General features: G+C 59.5%; 14 protein-coding genes, 1 tRNA gene and 1 pseudogene. 8 read left to right on the forward strand and 8 right to left on the reverse strand.

The window, feature by feature from the left end:
- Window positions 1-73 precede the first annotated feature (73 nt).
- Entirely contained in the window at window positions 74-1,756 is a 1,683-nt protein-coding gene (locus ACNO8S_RS07770) for a sodium:phosphate symporter (RefSeq protein ID WP_420182755.1), read from the reverse strand.
- A gap of 157 nt (window positions 1,757-1,913) precedes the next feature.
- Entirely contained in the window at window positions 1,914-3,992 is a 2,079-nt protein-coding gene (locus tag ACNO8S_RS07775) for a hypothetical protein (RefSeq protein WP_420182786.1), read from the reverse strand.
- A 209-nt stretch (window positions 3,993-4,201) separates the two neighbouring features.
- Between ACNO8S_RS07775 and ACNO8S_RS07780 the strand changes: the two genes are divergently transcribed.
- Both ACNO8S_RS07780 and ACNO8S_RS07785 read left to right on the forward strand, forming a co-directional pair.
- Entirely contained in the window at window positions 4,202-5,215 is a 1,014-nt protein-coding gene (locus ACNO8S_RS07780) for a DUF1616 domain-containing protein (RefSeq protein WP_014040465.1), read from the forward strand.
- Between the two features lie 169 nt (window positions 5,216-5,384).
- Window positions 5,385-5,867, forward strand: a complete 483-nt coding sequence (locus tag ACNO8S_RS07785; protein ID WP_252718706.1) for a metal-dependent hydrolase — start codon at window positions 5,385-5,387, stop codon at window positions 5,865-5,867.
- A gap of 474 nt (window positions 5,868-6,341) precedes the next feature.
- On the opposite strand, the gene ACNO8S_RS07790 is transcribed toward ACNO8S_RS07785, so the two are convergent.
- From ACNO8S_RS07790 to ACNO8S_RS07800, 3 genes are all read right to left on the reverse strand, one after another.
- Entirely contained in the window at window positions 6,342-8,006 is a 1,665-nt protein-coding gene (locus ACNO8S_RS07790; RefSeq protein WP_420182756.1) for a PGF-CTERM sorting domain-containing protein, read from the reverse strand.
- A gap of 326 nt (window positions 8,007-8,332) precedes the next feature.
- Window positions 8,333-9,610, reverse strand: a complete 1,278-nt coding sequence (locus ACNO8S_RS07795; RefSeq protein ID WP_064288135.1) for a hypothetical protein — start codon at window positions 9,608-9,610, stop codon at window positions 8,333-8,335.
- A 623-nt stretch (window positions 9,611-10,233) separates the two neighbouring features.
- A tRNA-Leu gene (locus tag ACNO8S_RS07800) sits at window positions 10,234-10,317 on the reverse strand.
- Window positions 10,318-10,523: 206 nt separating this feature from the next.
- On the opposite strand from ACNO8S_RS07800, the gene ACNO8S_RS07805 reads away from it, so the two are divergent.
- From ACNO8S_RS07805 to ACNO8S_RS07825, 5 genes and pseudogenes are all read left to right on the forward strand, one after another.
- On the forward strand, window positions 10,524-11,006 hold the full coding sequence (locus ACNO8S_RS07805; RefSeq protein ID WP_014040469.1) for a DUF309 domain-containing protein: 483 nt from the start codon (window positions 10,524-10,526) through the stop codon (window positions 11,004-11,006).
- A 45-nt stretch (window positions 11,007-11,051) separates the two neighbouring features.
- Complete coding sequence (locus ACNO8S_RS07810) at window positions 11,052-11,840, forward strand: succinylglutamate desuccinylase/aspartoacylase domain-containing protein (RefSeq protein WP_014040470.1); 789 nt, start codon at window positions 11,052-11,054, stop codon at window positions 11,838-11,840.
- Between the two features lie 147 nt (window positions 11,841-11,987).
- Window positions 11,988-12,101 (forward strand): annotated as a pseudogene (locus ACNO8S_RS07815) (IS200/IS605 family transposase); the annotation flags it as partial.
- A 57-nt stretch (window positions 12,102-12,158) separates the two neighbouring features.
- Window positions 12,159-12,644, forward strand: coding sequence for a YbaK/EbsC family protein (locus ACNO8S_RS07820; RefSeq protein ID WP_014040471.1), 486 nt, complete (start codon window positions 12,159-12,161; stop codon window positions 12,642-12,644).
- Between the two features lie 211 nt (window positions 12,645-12,855).
- Window positions 12,856-13,422 carry a hypothetical protein gene (locus tag ACNO8S_RS07825; RefSeq protein ID WP_050038131.1) on the forward strand — a complete coding sequence of 189 codons (567 nt, stop codon included), beginning with the start codon at window positions 12,856-12,858 and terminating at the stop codon, window positions 13,420-13,422.
- 52 nt (window positions 13,423-13,474) lie between these two features.
- Here ACNO8S_RS07825 and ACNO8S_RS07830 read toward each other — a convergent pair whose 3' ends face one another.
- Window positions 13,475-14,242, reverse strand: coding sequence for a hypothetical protein (locus ACNO8S_RS07830; protein WP_420182757.1), 768 nt, complete (start codon window positions 14,240-14,242; stop codon window positions 13,475-13,477).
- 58 nt (window positions 14,243-14,300) lie between these two features.
- Complete coding sequence (locus ACNO8S_RS07835) at window positions 14,301-14,822, reverse strand: metal-dependent hydrolase (protein WP_420182758.1); 522 nt, start codon at window positions 14,820-14,822, stop codon at window positions 14,301-14,303.
- Between the two features lie 369 nt (window positions 14,823-15,191).
- Here ACNO8S_RS07835 and ACNO8S_RS07840 point away from each other — a divergent pair, with 369 nt between their 5' ends.
- A complete protein-coding gene (locus tag ACNO8S_RS07840; RefSeq protein WP_420182759.1) occupies window positions 15,192-15,431 on the forward strand; it encodes an antitoxin VapB family protein in 240 nt (79 codons plus the stop codon).
- Between the two features lie 712 nt (window positions 15,432-16,143).
- Here ACNO8S_RS07840 and ACNO8S_RS07845 read toward each other — a convergent pair.
- Window positions 16,144-16,731 (reverse strand): hypothetical protein, encoded by a 588-nt coding sequence (locus ACNO8S_RS07845; RefSeq protein WP_050007777.1) that lies wholly within the window; start codon window positions 16,729-16,731, stop codon window positions 16,144-16,146.
- Between the last annotated feature and the right edge of the window lie 1,084 nt (window positions 16,732-17,815).

Genomic DNA, 17,815 nt, shown 5'->3' on the forward strand with positions numbered 1-17,815 from the left:
TGTATGCCACGGTTACATACCCGGGAGAGGTGAGGATGGGAGAGACCGTCGAACCGGGTCCGTTCAGAACTCGTCAACAACTCGTTCGGTTCCCGCCGGGCCGAACGAGGTACACGGAGTCGAGGCCGCGCGTGTCATAGACCACGTCGTTCTCGTAGCGCCACTCCGCCAGCGCCGCGGGCGTGGTCTCCTCGCTCGCTGCCGGGAACAGGTGCGCCCCTGTCGTCCCCCACGACGCCCGCGACAGCGTCGGGCAGTTGGGTTCCGTCCCACCACCGAGCCACCGGGCGGTCGGCTGGTACGTTCCGTTGGACGCGCTCGGATAGTACAGATCGACGATACGGCTGAACGGGTGGTCGGACGCCCACTGCTCGTCGACGTGGTCCGCGGTAAACGTCGCGGCCGCGAACTGCGATTCGGTCGCCCCGGTCGGGAACGCGAGCGTGTCGAGATTGACGAAGGCGATAGGCATCGTCGCAACTGCGGCAACCACGACGACGACCGTCAGGACTGTTGCGAGTCGGTGGCTGTGAGTCTTCGGCGTTCCAAGCCCGCCGTCCGGCGACCCCCGGTAGGCGACCGACGCGACGCCGATGCCGGCGAGGACGAACACGGGCAAGTGAACGAACGTCTGGCCGCGGAGCGCGGTCCCGTAGTACTCCGGCGTCAGCGAGGCGGTCAGCGAGAAGTACACGATGACAATCGGCGCCAGCAGCAACGCCAGCACGACCGGCCCGGTCAGCCGGCGGTCGCGGCTCGCAAGTGGGAGGCCGACGACTGCAAACACAACCGGGACAGCGAAAGCCGCGACGAGCACCAAGAGGCCGGCCGGCGTGGTCTGTGTCCCGGGAAACACGGTCTGTACCGCGTTCGCACCCAGCGTCAGGAACCAGAGACCGACCGCGCCGCCGATGGTCACCCGCTGCAGGCGAGCGCTCGTCCGCTGGAACCAGACCAGTGTCGCCACCAGAACGACGACCCAGGCCAGGAACAGCCCCGGATACGCACTGACACGGTCGACGTACGGGACCTCCAGAAGCGAGCGTTCTGCAATCCGGTAGTACCCCCACATGTACACCCAGAAGCCCGCGACGGCGACGAGCGCAGTGACGGCGTCACGACGCGACGGAATCCTGGCGAGATGGGCGGCTAGCACCCCCGTCAGTACCAGCGCAGCGATGAGCGAGCTGAACGTATGCAGGAGCGGGAAGGCAGCGAACAGGACGACCACAACTGCGCCCCATCGACGCCTGTATCGCTCCGTCGTGAGCAACCGATGGACGGCAATCGCAAACAGCGGCAGCAAGAGAAACGCCAGCGCTTCCTCGTCCGTTTGTCCGGTCCGCCGGAGATAGATGCCTTCCACCGCGAGCCCCATCCCGACCACGCCCATCGCCAGCGTCGTCCGCGAGTGACGCCACCGACTCGACTGTGCGAGTCGTTTGACCAGCGCCATCGCCGTCAGGCAGGACGCTGCACCGGTGACCGCGACGACCAGCTGTGCGATGTACAGTGGCCGCTCGCCGGTGAGTGCGCCGACGACGGTCAGAACAGCGGTAAACACGATGTTGTCAGCGCGGAAGCGTCTGAGCGGAAACGTCCCCGTTTCGAGCGTGTCCCTGGCCAGAGCGACGTAGCCGAACCCGTCTAGCGTTGAGGGCAGCGGCGTCCAGTGGAGCGTCGTCAACCGGGCCGCGACTGCCACGGCCAGCACAGCCACGATGAGCAGCAATCGCCCCTTCCGGCCGTCACTCATTGGCGGGTCCTACAGCGGGTGGGTGTAAGATAGTTACCGCATTTCGACGGCCGACTCGGGAGCCCTGACAGTCTCTCGGTCTACCGCTAGCCCTGTCGAAAATCCGGGATTGCTGCCGGGCTCTAGACACACCTGGAGTGTCCATGACGATTGGCGGTCACTGGTCCCCGTTCGACTTGATCTTGCGGGCGCGTTCGACGGCCGCCTCCGCGCGTGACGGATCAACCGATGTCGGTGCGAACGCCGCCGTCTCGAAGGCTTCGACCACCGTTTCGATATCCGCCATGCGTTCCTCGGGAACGCCGTGTTCCTGGCTCTGCTGGAGGAGTTCCCAGTGTGTCGCCCCCTCGTCAATACCGTTTTTCACCGCTAGCTCATCGTGGACTACAGTGTACGCTACCATCGCTGCGGCGTCGTAGTCCCCGCCATCCAGATACGTATCGACGCGGTCCGCAAACGTCGGACTCGTCGCGTTCGATGGCGTCGTCGCCTGGTCGGGTCCACTCATCGATACCTCAGTTGCCTCCACTGAGGAAGTCGCGTTCACATCCTGGGATTGGCGGCGCCGCGACACGATAAACCAAGCCCCGACGACAACTGCAAGCGCTACCCCGCCGCCCAGGACGGGCAGCCAGCTGTATCCGATGATCCCGTTCCCAAAGGCTACTTCCGGGTTCTCGTCAGAGCCGAACAGTATCGCTACCAGGGTATCGATAAGCAGATCCCTGTCCGAATCGGAGCCGACCGGTGGGTTTCCGCCGCCGGCTCCTGCGGCCAGCGTTGTCGTTGCGGTCGCGTTACCGAGGTTCGAACTCGGTTCGTCGTACGTAGCGGTAACGGTAACTGTCTCGTTGTTCTGCGGATATTCGAGGACGGTCTGGAACGACCCGTTCCGGTTCGTCTCGACGAGTTGGGTGCCGCCAGCACCGACCTGCAGGCGTACCGGGCGACCCGCGACAGGGTCCCCGGCAACGGTCTGGAGTTGCCCCCTGGCAAGGGCCCCATCATCCGTGCGTGACGCACTCACGGAGAGGGTCGTCTGAGTCTCGACGACGACAACAGGGGTCTCCGACTGGACGCCCGCAATCGCTCGGTTTTCGTACGGAACCCGAGCGACAACTACACGCTCACCGTCGTTTACCGACGCTGGGGCTCGGGTCGATGCTGTCGCCGTTCCGTTCGGTCCGGTCGTCGTTCGTGCAACGACAGTATCACCAACGGTGAACTCGACCGGTACTCCGTCGACACCTCTCGACTCGACTGTCACGGACGCCGTGGCGTCGAATCGGTCGCCGTACCCTACCGTCCCCGGTGCGATGTCGCTCGTCGCGTTCGGCGTCACCTGTTTCACGTCAATCGTGAACGTGGTGTCGTCGGACAGGTACACTGAGTCGGTATCCGGGACGTACTTGACCGGGACGGACTGCGACCCGAGTCTGGCTGAGCGTGGCCGGTACTGGGATTCGAACACACCGCTGGCATCAGTTCGAACAGTTTGTGTCCGGTTCCCGATCCTGAGTTCGACCACCTCGTCTGCGATGACCGAGCCGTTCTCAGTCCGTATCTGGCCGGAGACCGTTCCGGGATCGCTGAACGATGCAGTCGAGTCTATCGCCTGAACTGTGAGCGTCGTCCCAACGAGTGTCTCTTCGCGGATAACCGCCTGCGTCGTCGTAATGTTCTCTGTCGTCTCATTGATCTCGGTCTGTCCCGAAGAGAGGTCGACAGACGTGGTGTTCTCTATCCGTTCGAAGTTCCGGTTCAGTTCTCGGCTCCTATCGCTGATGTTCGACGCCGTTCGCTCCATCGCACGCGCAGTGATGCGGGCCTTGCTTTCGTTACCGCGCTCGCGTGCCGCCTGATACGCCGTATATTGCTGGCGGTACCGCTGTACCTCGTTCGTGAGATTCCGCTGGTTCTCGCTCGCGGCCTCGAACTCCCTTGCAGCGGTGTCGTCCGTATCCGAGGACGTGTCACCGGCAACGTCGACGTACTGCTCCAGACGCTTGTCGTAGTCGTCGCCGAGGACCGACCGAGCCTGGTCGTACTGGTCGTTCGACAGCGCAATACTGCTGTTCTCCAGCCGCCCCCCCATCGTCCGAGCCAACCAGGCGGCCGTTTCATCGCCGTACTCGCCGTCCGACACCGAATCCGGGTTTTCCTGTTGCGTCTCGTTGTCGTCCGTCGGCGTCTCCACCTGCCGGTTCAGAGCCGGACCCCCATCGTCGGTCCCCATCGCTGCCACCCCACCAGCACCCGCTGTAAGTCCAAGTATTGTCAGGGTGACGAACACGGCCCACGACTGGCTCCGGAACACACCGAGTTATTCCGCTGGTTTGATAAAATGCGTTCGGTTGACTCACCGGAGTCGGTCGCAGTCACGTACCGTGGCAGAGAGGGACGCAATCAGCTATTTTTTTACCGTGCCGACATGACTCATTGCCAATGGCTGAAACCCAGACGTGGAAACTACTCTTGCCACGTCAACTCCGCCACCTCCCGGCCGATCTGGCAGGCGTTATCGGCGTGGTGATTCTGACGAATCTGGCTGCCCTGCTGCCGGTCATCTCCGACACGCCGGTCCGCATCGTCGCCGGGCTCGTGTTTGTCCTCTTCATTCCCGGCTATGCGTTCATCGCAGCGCTGTTTCCGGAGGCCGGGAGCGGCCCCACGGCCGACGACGAGACCGTTTCGGATCCACGAGCCGACGGAATCGACGGTATCGAACGGGTCGCACTCTCGTTCGGACTCAGTATCGCCCTCGTTCCCTTGGTCGGCCTGGTATTGAATTTCACGCCGTGGGGTATCCGCCTGCTTCCGATTCTCGTGTCGCTCAGCGGGCTGACGCTCGTGTTGACCGCTGTCGCGGCTGTTCGACGCTGGGCGGTACCCGCTGACGAACGGTTTCGTGTCCCGTATCGTGCGTGGCTCAGTGCCGGACGTGCGGAGTTGTTCTCGCCGGCCTCACGGACGGACGCGGTCCTGAACGTGCTGTTGGTCCTGAGCATCCTGCTTGCGGCCGCCAGCGTCGGCTACGCGGTCACGGTACCAAAGGACGGCGAGCGGTTCAGCGAGTTCTACCTGCTGACCGAAGACGAAGACGGGGAACTCGTCGCTGACGGCTATCCGACGGAGTTTCAGCAGGGCGAAGGTCGCTCGTTGATCGTCGGTATCGGGAATCAGGAACACGAACGGACAGAGTACACCGTAGTCGCCGAGTTACAACGCGTCGAGCGCGTCGGCAACGAAACCCAGGTCCGGGAACGGTCGGAACTTCGGCGCTTCCAGCCGACCCTGGGCCACAACGAGACCTGGCACCGCCAGCACGAAGTGACGCCCGAGATGACTGGGGAGGGGCTTCGGCTCCAGTACCTGCTGTACCGCGGGTCACCACCTGAGACCGTGGACCAATCGACTGCGTACCGGGAAGTCCACCTCTGGGTGAACGTAACCGGCTGACCCAGGTTCTCGTAGCGAGCAGCGCTCCCCCAGGTAAAACAGGGACCGACTTACTGCCCATTCTTTTGAGATCTAACCCGGCAAACAGCTTTTCCTTGCCTGGATCATTGGTTTCATCGTGTACCCCGCAGGCCACTTCCTCCTCGCAGCCGTCCCGCTGACGGCATACATGGTGGCTCAGTGGCGTCGACTCCCGTCTGGGCCGATGGTACTGCTCTTGCTTGTTGCGACGCAACTCCCGGACGTAATCGACAAGCCGCTCGCGTGGACGGTCGCTATTCTTCCGAGCGGGCGTATGCTTGCCCATTCGCTGGTCGTCTCGCTACCCGTCCTCACCATCCTTGTACTGCTGGCTGCACGCCAGAGCTACGGACGGCACGCAGTGGTGTTTTCCGCCGGCTACCTCTCACACATCGCCGGCGACTTCTATCCGATTGTGCGGCTCGGGACGGACTACTACTTCTTTCCGAACCTGTTCTGGCCGCTGTTGTCGGCAACCCCCGATAGAACGCCGTCGTTTGCGGCGCATTCGCCCGACAGTCTACTCTCGCTTGCCGTCCCTGTGATCGTCTTCGGACTGGCCATCAGCTACAGCCTCGTGACGGTGTACTGGAGATACGAGCAGGTCTCAGCCGAAATACCACAACGGTAAAGCGTTCGCGGCCAACGGTCGTTGCTACTGAAGCAGTGGGTCTCAAGCGGCGGATTTCGAACTACCCGTCAGATATCAAAGCTACCGTTCCCGCCTCTGGAGATCGCGGAGTGAAGCTGAAACGCCTGTCTCAAACTGGGGTCGCCGATTCGATCGGTGCTTCGCCGCAGCTGACACAGATATACTCTTCGTCGACGGTGAGCACGACCGGTGAGTTACACTTGATGCACTTGATTTTCGCCGCACGGGATGGCTTTGCGTAGTCCCCCATTGTATGTACCTTACATAGCAATGTTATATGTAAAATGACATAAAATTACCCCTTTCAGCAATATTGTATCCGCAGCCGCTAGGAGGGGATAACTCAGTTATGCAGGAAAGCTAGCTCCGGCTAGTACACAACAGGAGAGAAATCCGTCAGAGAAAGAGATTCGTCAGAGAATAGACAAATGCCGCGTAAACTGTGGAAGTTCCTCAGTCCCGACGTGCCAAGAATCCAGCGCCTAGCAATGCTAGCACCGCGACGAGGACGGTGAAACCGGGGCCGCTCGAACTCGTGGTCTCGACCGAGCCCTCCGTTCCGGTTGTGTCTGTCTCATCAGGTTGCTGTGCCCCACCACCTGCGGTCGTGGCTGCTTCCGTTGGCACCTCTCCGTCTTCAGTCTCGACTGTCTCAGTGTCGTCGGTGTCGGTCGTAGCTTCGTCCTCAGTGTCTTCTTCAGTCCCCTCGGTATCGGAGTCGTCGTTCCCACTATCGTCATCGCTATCTCCGCTATCGCTGTCATCGCTCCCGTTATTGTTGTCGTCGTTGTCGTTGTTGTCGTTGTCGCCGTCACCGTTGTTGCCATCACTCCCGTCGTCGCCGCCGCCGTTGTTGCCATCACTCCCGTCGTCGCTATCGTCATCATCGTCGCCGGAATCGGTTTCATTCGACTGTGATAGCGTGACTGTCCCGGTCGCGGAGTTGATATCGTTTGAGTCTTCGCCAACAGCGACGTGAACGTACGTGTACGTCCCGTTTGGCCAGGAGTCGAGTGTTTCGACATCGACAGTGGTATCAGAGGTATCGGATACCGTCGTCGCCGAGGCGTGCATCACGTCGTCACCGGTCGAATCCGGCGATGCTTCGGAGAGAACGAACCCGAACAGCCCGATCAGTCCCGCTGACGGCATCGCTCCTGCTGCCGTCGAGTCCTCACCGGTGAGGGTAGCGTCATCGTCGGCCGACGAGACGCCGTTGACGCCGTCGAAGGAGTTCTCGACCGTGACCTGGTCTTCCGAGAAATTCTCATCGATTTCGCCGGTCACACGGACGGTGCTCGTCCGCTGTTGGAGTTCGTCCTCGTCGAGTAGCAACACAGCGTGCGTGACAGAGTCGTCCTCCAGTTCGGTCTCGATATCGAGCGAGACGTTATCGCCAGCGGTGATATCGTCAGAGGTCGTATCGACCGTCGACGGGCTTTCCTGAACCAGCGTCTGTTCGACGCCGACGACGGTCACGTTCCCATCGACCGAGACATTGTTGTCCGAAACGGACATGCCCTGTCCGTCATCGACAGTGACCAGGACGAAGCCGTAGGCACCGCCCGAGTCAGGCGTGTACGAGGTTTCGAGCGCACCGTTGTCATCTATCGAACCGACACCGTCTCCGTCGTCTAGCAGTTCGACCGAGTTGGCGTTGGAGTCGTTCGTAAAGATACTGGCCAGATCGGTTCTGACGCTTCCCTCACTAAACCCGGCCGAAGATGGGTTTTCGGAGAGTCTGACAGCGAGCAGTTGCGCCTCGTCACCAGCAAGTCCCGTCGTTCCGGCCCCGGTCGTTGATTCGAACCGAAGGTCTACTGATTCGCCCGTCTCGTGAATCGTGTACTCCTCCCTGTTGAGAGGGACGTCACCTGTCTGGGCAGACTCGATGTTGATGTACGTCTCCGGGGCTGCTATCGCCGTTGGGCCGGTGGAGGACGTCCGAAGCGGGAGCAGCGACCGTTCCCAGACATCCACGTTTTCCGTCACCGCTGTCGTTTGCCCTTCATCGACTGGCGTTGCCGCCGCCGACGTTACCGACAGGGGGGCGACTAACACCAGCAGCACTGTGATCGCACAAATTACAGTGCGTTTTCCGTTTGTTGTTTTATACATTACTGAATTTTTTCGGAGGGGTGCGGTATAATTCTTATGCAGTGACATTCGACGCTACACAGTGTCATATGACGGTTACAAAACACGTACCTGCTGTCCGGGGATTTACAGCGCGAATCGTGAGTCGTGTCTCGGTAAATTACCTATTCGCATTCATGACAGGTTCCCGAGTTGATGGATTCCTTATAGTAAATGCTCGACAGCGGATCCGGGTTTAACAGCAATCGGCCAACAGTCGGCCGTGTCATCGAGTAGAATCCGCACACGTCGGCGCACAAAGAGGTGCTGTGTTCGGTGGACACCACCAGTAAAGGCCGCCCGATCAGTTACTCTCCGTCCTCTTCGTCGTCGTCCCCAGCATCACTCGGTCCGCCAGCGTTGTCCGGGGGACCGCCACCGTTGCCCGGGCCACCACCGTTATCAGGGCCGCCGCCCGGACTCACTGCCACCGTGCCGGTATCCGAGTTGAGGGTCCCGGTTTCGTTACCGACTGCGACGTGGACGTACTGATACGCACCGTTTGGCCAAGAATCCAGGGTCTGGACCGTCACGTTGGCGTCAGCGTCACCGCTGACAATCGTTGCAGAGGCATGGATAACGTCCCCGCTAGCGTCCGATTCGGCCTCGGAAACCACCGTGCCGAACAGCCCCTGCAACCCGATTGCAGGTATCGACTGGTTCTCGGAGAGGGTGAAACTCCCCAGTCCAGTGTTGCTCTCAACCGTCCCAACACCGCTGATGTTATCGAAAGAATTCTCGACGGTGATCTGGTCAGCCGAGAAGCTCTCGTTCAGTTCGCCCGACACAGTCACCGTGCTCGACTGCCGCTGGAGTACGCCCTGTCGGACCAGCAGGACCGCGTGGGTGGCGTTTTCGTCTTCCATCTCAGTGTCGACAGCCAGCGTGACGTTGTCGCCGGGGTTGACTGGGTTCTGGGTCCGCTCGACGTTCGAGGCGTTGTCCTGCACCACGGCCTGTTCGACACCGACGACGGTCACGTTCCCGTTGACGGAGACGTTACCGTCCGATACCGATAGCCCTTCATCGCCCTCGTCGACAGTCACCAGAACGAAGCCGTATGCGCCGCCCGATTCAGGGGTGTAGGACGCCTGCAGTTCGCCATCCTCGTCTATCGTGCCGACGTCTTCCGCGTCATCGAGTAGCTCCGATGACGTAGTGTCCGAGTTATTTGCGAAGACATCTTCGAGGGAAGCGCGGGAGATGTTACTGGCGTTTGCCCCTGCCGTAGTCGGTGCTTCATCCAACTTGACAGCCAGCAGTTGCGCCTCGTCGCCGGCGAGTGCCCTCGTTCCGGCACCGATTCTGGGTTCGAAGGACATGTTTATTGACTCGTTGCGCTCGTGGATCGTCATCGTCCGCTTGTTGAGCGGCAAGTCGCCAGTCGCAGCTGATTCGACGTTGAGGAACGTCCGCGGTGCCACTATCGTGGTCGGCCCTTCTGACGTCGTTCGGAGCGTGAGCGGGGACCGGTCCCACACGTCGACGTTTTCGGTCACCGAGAGCGACTGGCTCTCAGCGACGGGGGTTGCCCCAACAGTGGTCGTCACTGATAACGGACCAGCGAGTACCAACGCGACTGCCATGACGAAGATGACAGCCGGCGTTATTATTGGTGTTTTTACCATTACTGAAACATTACTGAAGCCTGTGGTATATTTCTTGTGCAGTGATACTATTCTGAGGCCTTTAGAAGCCTTCTGGGCCGAGATAGTACATGAACTGAGGTATAATTGATTGTTTTCCTGTATTTATTAGTTTTTGATATATATTCACAAATAAGATGGTAACTAACCGATGCTAAAAGAGTCTAAATAATGTCTCAGTAACTGTAGTCCGCGTTTAGAGCGGTACTTACTGAACTGATCTGGGGCAATTCACGGGAGAGCCAGCTTCATCGGGCTGGTGTCACAGGGTGCCACATCGCTGAGACACGTCTCTAGCACATCGGTTCGGAGAATTGCGAGGGAAGATCGCTCCGTGCGAGTCTTCCGGCACCGGTCGGCCGTCGTCTTCACAGCGAGACACCATCGGGGTCGATGGCGTACTCGCGACCGTGACGAGGGCCGCTCACTGTTTGCGAGGGACCGCGTCGGTCCAACAGTGCGAGGGAAGGGATTTGAACTACGCGGAGACGGGCAACCGCCTTCTCTCGTTCAAACCCTTCCGTGTGCATCCTTCGGCGCCGCGTTGTGCGGCCCCTATACGATGCGAGGGAAGGGATTTGAACCCTTGGACCCCTACGGGAGCGGATCTTGAGTCCGCCGCCGTTTCCTGGCTTGGCTACCCTCGCACGCGTAGTGCATTCGGTACACATGGCGGTACGGTATAAATGTCGTACGGAAGCGACTCAAGGCCGGTGGGACAGTATGTCAGTAATTGAAAGCGTTTGCGTACTGGCCGCACTGCCGCCGCGCGATCAGGTGGGCATTGCGTTCCAATGGCGACTGTCGCCGATAGAACCGGTGGTTTGACCCACCGTGAACAAGTAGCGTAGGCATGGACGACCACACGCGCGACCCGACCGTCGAGGCCCCCGACGGGAACCCTTCGGGCTGGCGAACCGACGGTCAATGGGAACACGAGACGCTCAGGCGGGCCGTCGTCCACGGCGTCCGTCTGTACAACTCCGGGGAGTTCCACGAATCACACGACTGTTTCGAAGACGAATGGTACAACTACGGCCGCGGGAACACGGAGAGCAAGTTCCTCCACGGGATGGTGCAGGTCGCCGCCGGCGCGTACAAGCACTTCGACTTCGAGGACGACGACGGGATGCGATCGCTGTTTCGCACATCGCTGCAGTACTTCCGTGGCGTCCCCAACGACTACTACGGCGTCGACCTGCTAGATGTGCGGACGACGGTGACGAATGCGCTGTCGGACCCGTCAGCGCTCCAGGGCTGGCAGATCCGTCTCGACGGCGAGTATCCGACGTGTCGCCCGGAGGACATCGAGTTCGCTGAGTCGCTCGAACATTGACCGAATCCGGATAATTCTAAAGGCTGGAAGCGTTAGCACGGACAGATGCGAATCGAGCAACTGGGAGACGGGGTTCCGGAGGTGGCCGTCGTGGGAAGCATCCACGGCGACGAACCGTGCGGTCGGGACGGCATCGAAGCCGTCCTTGCCGACCCACCGGAGGTCGAGCGACCGGTCAAGTTCATCATCGCGAACGAGGCCGCCCTCGACGCAAACAAGCGATATCTCGATACGGACCTCAACCGATCGTTCCCAGGCGACGCTGACAGCGAGTCCCACGAGACACGGCTGGCCGCGGCTCTCGCCGCAGAACTCCACGATTGCACCGTGCTTTCGCTGCACTCCACACAGTCCTACGACGGAATGTTCGCCCTCGTCGACGACCTCACACCGGAAATGGAGGCACTCTGTAGCGCCCTCTCCGTGGACGCCGTCGTTCAGACGAAAGGCGCAAACGAGGGACGATTGTTCGCGACGGTAGACTCAGTCGTCGAAGTCGAATGTGGCTATCAGGGCTCCGCGGAAGCCGCCGAGAACGCGGAGCAGGTCATCCGGGAGTTCCTCGCTGCCACTGGAGTCACCGCGGAGTCACCTCAACAACGGGAGACCTCACTCCCAGTGTTCCAGCTTGGCGAGCCGATTCCGAAGGCAGCAGCAGAACAGTACGAGGTGTTCGTCCGGAACTTCGAGCCGGTGCCAGAGGGTGACCCTGTGGCAGCAGCCGACGACGAAACTGTCGTCGCGGAGGAGGCCTTCCACCCGGTGTTGCTCTCAGCCTACGGCTACGAGGACGTGTTCGGCTTTACCGCGGATCAGATCGGGATGCTTGACTGAGACGGGTTTGCCGCGGGGTTCCGGTCCGGTCGTGACTTCACCGTCGGATTAGTCATCATTCTGGGCGACGACTTCGTACGAGGTGTACTCGATCTTGTCCGAGTCGCCCGAAAGCACCGGATCGAGTAGCTCGTCCTCACAGCATGAGAGATGCGGGAACAGCACGAACCGTTCTTGCAGGGGTATCTGTGGGGCGGTTGATTCTGGGAGGAATCGTGCTACGTTAGGACGGCAGGCGACGTTTCGACCGATACGATTGAGCTATCGTCCTGTTCGTCTTCGTCCCCGTTTTTACAGAGAGAGGTGTACAGAAGAGGTATGCACGAACGCGCTTCGGAATTTGCGGACCGGGCCCGTGACCGATACGGGGTTGACCTCGATGTCTCGGAATTCGAGTCGGGAACGGAAACAGCCGCAGCGGCCGCCGAGGCCATCGGCTGCGAGACGGCCGCCATCGCATCGACCATCGTCGTCGCACTTGCAGGCAGCAATCGCGACGGTGACCTCGTCGCCGCAATCACGAGCGGTGCGAACCGTCTTGACCTTGACGCGGTCGCGAACCACTACGGTGCAGAAACCGCGTCGATGGCCGACCCGGGCGACATTCGGAGCGTCGTCGGCTGGAGCATCGGCGGCGTCCCCCCGATCTGTCACGATACGGCCCTCCCGACCACGGTCGACCCGACACTGACCCACTACGACGTTGTTCACGCTGCCGCCGGCACGCCGAGCGCGGTGTTTGCGGTCGAACCGGACCGATTGGTGGACCTCGCCGACGCCGACGTCGTCGACCTCACAGAGTAGCGCCGACGGTGCGGCCATCCATCGTTTCAGGCTTGTTGGCACTCAGACCGGGGGTCGAGTACTGGCCGCGGAACCGGCCGGTCAGTACCCGGGGAAACAGCCGACAGACGGACGAAACACAGCAGGAGCGGTTGTATCGCCAGCTGCGATGACAGATCGCGAACATACAGAAGAGGTTTACAACCGCAGATGAAACCGAGAAGACGCTACTATGCCCTCCAAGCAAGCCGTTAGTAGTCTCGGGAGTCTACTCGCCGTACTCGGACTCTCCGGGGTCGCAACAGCACAGCCTACAGCCTCGGGTGGGAGTCTTAGCCCGGCGCTCGAAGTCGTTCTCCGATTCGGTGTCGGGTTCGTCATTCTTGCAGTATTAGGTGCTGCAGCCGCCGCTATCGGCCCGAAGTATACGACTAACGCCGTGCGGGAGATTCAGGACGACCTCGGCGGCGCAATCGGCTGGGGAGTTCTCGTCGGCATTTTCCTCCCCATCGGGCTGGTGATACTCGCGCTGACGGTTATCGGCGCTCTGATCTCGATCCCCGGGCTGCTTCTCATCGGCATCCTGGGTATCATCGGTACCGGCATTACTGCCGTCTGGGTCGGGAACTCGGTTATCGGCGATGACGGGACCGTGAGCGCAACAGATGGCGTCGCTGGCGGACTGTTACTGGCCGTCCCGTTCGCAATTCCGGTCGTCGGTGGCCTCCTCCTCAACCTCATAACGCTCGTCGGCCTCGGTGTCGTCGGCCGCGGGCTGTACGAGGACTGGACGGACTGAGCGAGTTTCTCGCCCACCGTTCAGCGGTTTCTCTCTGTTGCTGACGAGTGGGTCAGCTGGCACCGGGACAGCCGAGTTCGTAGGGGTCGTCGTACACCTCCGGTGGTACCGAGATTTTGGTCGGTTCGTCGAAGTCAGTGTACCTGAGCGTAATTGTCGCGGTTGCGGTCGCGCCTCGCTGTGAGATTTGTAGTCGGAGTTCCGATTTTACTGGCCTGTTTGTTTCCGGGTCGAGCCAGAGTCGCGCCGTCGCGTTCTCAAGCGAGCCGCGGTTGAGCGCCATGTCGCCAGCCTGTCGGCGATTCATCAGTGACTCGATGGTCTCGGCGCTCGGGGACGCCGTGACGAGGACAGTCCGGTTGCCGTCGAGCGTCTCGTTGCCCCGCCAGTAGACGTTCGAGCGTTCGAAGAGCAGTACTTGCCGATGGAGCGGTGTCGCGGTTGCCCACGGCTCGGAGCGCGAAACGTTCTCGACGCCGTAGCCGTCCCAGGGTTCCTGACAGCCCTGGTACGCTTTGTACCCATCGACGAAGGACTCGACCGTCTGGTCTTGCATCCGTGTCGTCGCCTGCATCCGTTTTTCCGAGACGTTCACCGCACCCTCACCGTCGACTCTCACGGTCCGTGACTGCTCACCATCCGACGCAGTTACGTGCATATCCATTCCGAATCGGTACGCTTCGACGGCGGCGACAGTGCTGTTCGCCTCCTCGACGGCCGCGACGGCTCGTTCGTCGCTCGGCGGCGGACTATCACCCACGAATGTGCCACAACCAGCGAAGAGGGCAACGAAGCAGACGGCGAGGACCAATCGTTGCATACAATACCGTCGTTCGCCCGTCGGTCTAAAACGTCATGGCTCCGACTGATGATGCCCCTCACAACAATCTGGAGTCGAGTTGGGTCTGTAAGTCCACCACCAGAATGTACGCCGCCAGTGCGAGAACGAGCACCGAAAACCCGGTCCAGAGGTGGAGATTCACTGCACCCTCGCCGACCCACTGCGGGACTGCCGGGCGCATAACGGGCCGCTGGAGCGGCCAGAGCAAGTCCGACGACACGTACGGGTCCGGGCGAAGGAGCTGTCGGTTATCAGCCACCAGATGTGAGAGATGGGCGAACGCAAACGCCGCCCCAAGTCTAGTCCGATCCGTTCGGACCGCGTACGCGACGACGGCAATCGAGAGCGGAATCGCGAACGGAAGCGAGTGCATAAATACCCGTCCAGAGGGAATCAAATGGAGTTCGTACGCCAGTGGCTTATCGATGAGATCCGGGAACTGGCTGCCGAAGAACGTCACTGCCAGTAAGTGAAGCGTTGGGAGCTGTCGATCGCGGAGAAGGGCGTATACTGCGACGGGAAGGAGGGCGATGATGAAATGTTCGATTGGGAGGACCATTCTCTGACTCGGTAGTAGTGCTACGTTGATGTGGGAGGAAATACCTTGTGTGGGAGGGAAGTCTGCGTGTCACATGGCATTCTATTAACGAACAGCCAGTGCGCCCGCTGTAGTGATTCCCCACCGTGTCGAGTGCTTTCCAATTGATTCATACGGGCCTCGTGGGAAGCGGTACTCTATCGCTCTCCTACCCAGTCGCCGTCTCGTCGAGTGTCTCGAATGTCCTCTGTATTGGTATCTGAACCCGGGACACTCGACGTAGCGTAGTACTGCAATCACAACCTTGTTGCAGGATATCAGGTCCCTCAGCCAACTCCACGACAGTACACAGTCGCCCAAATAAATAGATACACAGAAAGTCAGACACAGATGCCGAGTAAAACAATCAGTCTCAAAGAGGAAACATACGAGCGGTTGCGTCGTAAGAAAGGCGAAGGTGAGAGCTTTAGCGACGTTATTGATCGTATCCTTACCGAAGAGGAACATTCACTGTATGGATTGGTCGGGTTGGCAGAAGATGACGAAGTAGCGCAGATTCAAGAGAAATCCCGCTCATTCCGTGATGATGTCGATAGACGCATCAACGATGAGAGCCAGATTGAACAGTGATTCTCGATGTATGCTTTTTGACTGATTTACTCGCTGAGGACGCCGGAGCAGTTGCAAAACTCGATGAGATCTCCGATGAACTACTTGTTGTCCAACCCTAGTCTATACCGACGTCGGGATCGGTATCGACCCAACGACAACGACTGGCCAACAGTTCGATGAGATTCTCGACGACAGTCCGTTAGTGCCATACGATAGCGAAGCTGCGTGTCGTGCCGTGGACGTTCAACGTGATCTTGCTCGCTCCGGGGAACAGATTGGTGCTGTCGAGGCAATGATCGCGGGGATTGCTGTTGGCCGTGATGAACCAGTCGTCACGCGCAATGCCGGTGAATTTGCTCGGACGCCTGTTCGCGTCTCGCCGTACTGAGGATGGTGTTTAGATTTCGAACGACGGCCGCAGAGAGACAGAAAGCCCTGGCTGGTTGAGGTCGGGGGACTTGCTCAGTACAGTCGTGATGGTCAACAAGCGCAGGTTCGAACACCAGATTTCCGGAGTGTTCTGGTAGCAAATATACCCGATCTGATGGCTGGAACTAGCTCGATAGCACCAGGGATATCCATTGACCGTTGAGACACACACCCGATTCGGAGTTAGTTCAGTTCTCAACTTCGTGAGGCAGGGCTATGCTTCAGCAGCTATCTTTGTAGACATCTGAGCGTCTAACTGGGTGTCAAGTGTGTCTCTGGGCACAGGAATTGAACTGAGGAGTTACGTGTCCTTCTGAATCGAACCGCCGAACTCCTCTTCGAATCCCTCGACGAGACGCGCGACGCCCGACTGAAGCGAGAATTTGGCGTCTTCTTTCGCTTCACGGAGGTGCTTCGCCTGCGTCCCCGACGTTTCCCCTGCCATATCGTCAAGTTCGATGACAAGCGCTTCCAGTGTCTCCTCATCGTCAAGCGCGTCGTAGGTTCGAAACACGTCTTTCAAGCCACGCTTGGCCGCTTGTCTAACACGGCCATCGTCGTCCGTGAGCGCCTCTAGTAGAAAGCCACACAGTGCATCTGTCTGGTCTTGGAAAGTTGCTTCGTCGATAGCGATAGATCGGTCGTCATTGTCGAGTGCCGCTACGATCGGAAGTCCAGGTACAAGCTGGTCTGCGACGCGGACAACTGACTGCCGGACGTATCCATCGTCGGCCGCCTCATACAGTTGGACTACCTCGTCGAAGCAGCTGTTGAAGAGTTCGCTCCGCTCGCTGAGACTCATATCGCTAATATCGTCAATAACGTCGTTGACGCGGTCCGATTCACCGGATTCGAGTTCTGGTGCGAAGTCTGACCACCGCTGGTGCATGGTTAGTGTTACTCTTTCCACTTACTAACACCTAATCAATAAGGCGTCAAGCGTCTCCGTGTACGAGTCAGCCGTGGGTTATGAACAGCTATAGTAGCCATTGCAAATCAATGTACACCTGATCGCACGATGGCAGTGTGATCTGTGTACATCGTTTCAATTGTTACTATAGGGACAACCGGAGCAGTACGTTGCAATCACATACTGGCTCGAAAAGCGATAACGGTCCGTATGACACATGGCGACCAGAAGCCTGTTCCTGCTACCACATGTCCAGTGTCTTTTGTAGCAGTTGGACGACCTCGTATCGAGGACAGCTCAGTGACTCCGATCAAGACGCTGTTGTACTTCCTTGAAGATACCCATGTGGCCTACCGTTTTGCTGATTGTCTCGATACAGGGAGTGGATTCGCAGCAAGAGCGTACTCGTAGTACCGTCCTCCAACGTCGTCTGTATCCTACTCAACCCAACTGGTGATTCCCAGCATGGCGAGCTCGTGTAGGTAACCTTGCATCCACCGAGGGAAGAGTGCACCTGTCACCGCCCGGTGGTGAATGACGTCGTACCGCGCTCGAATCGCTCGTGTCCGGACTGTCGTATCGCTTCCCTCGTGAGCTCTCATATGGACTACGCGGCTGCTGCCGTGGGTGGTGCTTTGGGGTTGATCTGCCGTTGGTACAGGTGTGCTGGTCCTGCCTGACTGGCGGAAAGCTTGTCCCGGACACACCTGATACCGAGTGTACTGGCTGGTTGTCATTGTCTGTCCGATAGATTCTCGTCTCAGACACACCCCACACCGAGTGAAAGATCGGATCTCCACAGCGTCTCTGATGAGCGGCAAGTAAGCGGGTTTCGGGACGAAAAGCGGACTGAGACAAAAGCCGCGAAGTTGCGGGTTGCATCGAATATGCAACCCGACTGCGTTTTATAATAGTCCACAAATGGATCTCGCAGGCACGCACCAAGTACCGAGTGTACTGACCGCTGATCGTCGTTGACAGAGAGATACTCGTCATGAGCGGATCATGAACCGAACGTAAGCTGTGTATTCTCGGCCAGTCGTTCGGCGTTTACTGTAAGTAG

It is taken from the genome of Haloarcula sp. KBTZ06, assembly GCF_048595605.1.
GTDB classification, from domain to species: domain Archaea; phylum Halobacteriota; class Halobacteria; order Halobacteriales; family Haloarculaceae; genus Haloarcula; species Haloarcula hispanica.

What these genes read in the sequence shown, in the direction of transcription:
- ACNO8S_RS07820 (WP_014040471.1), top strand. Translation starts at nt 12,159, where the DNA reads ATGCACGAACGCGCTTCGGAATTTGCGGACCGGGCCCGTGACCGATAC.
- ACNO8S_RS07780 (WP_014040465.1), top strand. Translation starts at nt 4,202, where the DNA reads ATGGCTGAAACCCAGACGTGGAAACTACTCTTGCCACGTCAACTCCGC.
- ACNO8S_RS07840 (WP_420182759.1), top strand. Translation starts at nt 15,192, where the DNA reads ATGCCGAGTAAAACAATCAGTCTCAAAGAGGAAACATACGAGCGGTTG.
- ACNO8S_RS07835 (WP_420182758.1), bottom strand. Translation starts at nt 14,822, where the DNA reads ATGGTCCTCCCAATCGAACATTTCATCATCGCCCTCCTTCCCGTCGCA.
- ACNO8S_RS07770 (WP_420182755.1), bottom strand. Translation starts at nt 1,756, where the DNA reads ATGAGTGACGGCCGGAAGGGGCGATTGCTGCTCATCGTGGCTGTGCTG.
- ACNO8S_RS07790 (WP_420182756.1), bottom strand. Translation starts at nt 8,006, where the DNA reads ATGTATAAAACAACAAACGGAAAACGCACTGTAATTTGTGCGATCACA.
- ACNO8S_RS07810 (WP_014040470.1), top strand. Translation starts at nt 11,052, where the DNA reads ATGCGAATCGAGCAACTGGGAGACGGGGTTCCGGAGGTGGCCGTCGTG.
- ACNO8S_RS07845 (WP_050007777.1), bottom strand. Translation starts at nt 16,731, where the DNA reads ATGCACCAGCGGTGGTCAGACTTCGCACCAGAACTCGAATCCGGTGAA.
- ACNO8S_RS07805 (WP_014040469.1), top strand. Translation starts at nt 10,524, where the DNA reads ATGGACGACCACACGCGCGACCCGACCGTCGAGGCCCCCGACGGGAAC.
- ACNO8S_RS07830 (WP_420182757.1), bottom strand. Translation starts at nt 14,242, where the DNA reads ATGCAACGATTGGTCCTCGCCGTCTGCTTCGTTGCCCTCTTCGCTGGT.
- ACNO8S_RS07785 (WP_252718706.1), top strand. Translation starts at nt 5,385, where the DNA reads ATGGTGGCTCAGTGGCGTCGACTCCCGTCTGGGCCGATGGTACTGCTC.
- ACNO8S_RS07825 (WP_050038131.1), top strand. Translation starts at nt 12,856, where the DNA reads ATGCCCTCCAAGCAAGCCGTTAGTAGTCTCGGGAGTCTACTCGCCGTA.
- ACNO8S_RS07795 (WP_064288135.1), bottom strand. Translation starts at nt 9,610, where the DNA reads ATGGCAGTCGCGTTGGTACTCGCTGGTCCGTTATCAGTGACGACCACT.
- ACNO8S_RS07775 (WP_420182786.1), bottom strand. Translation starts at nt 3,992, where the DNA reads ATGGGGACCGACGATGGGGGTCCGGCTCTGAACCGGCAGGTGGAGACG.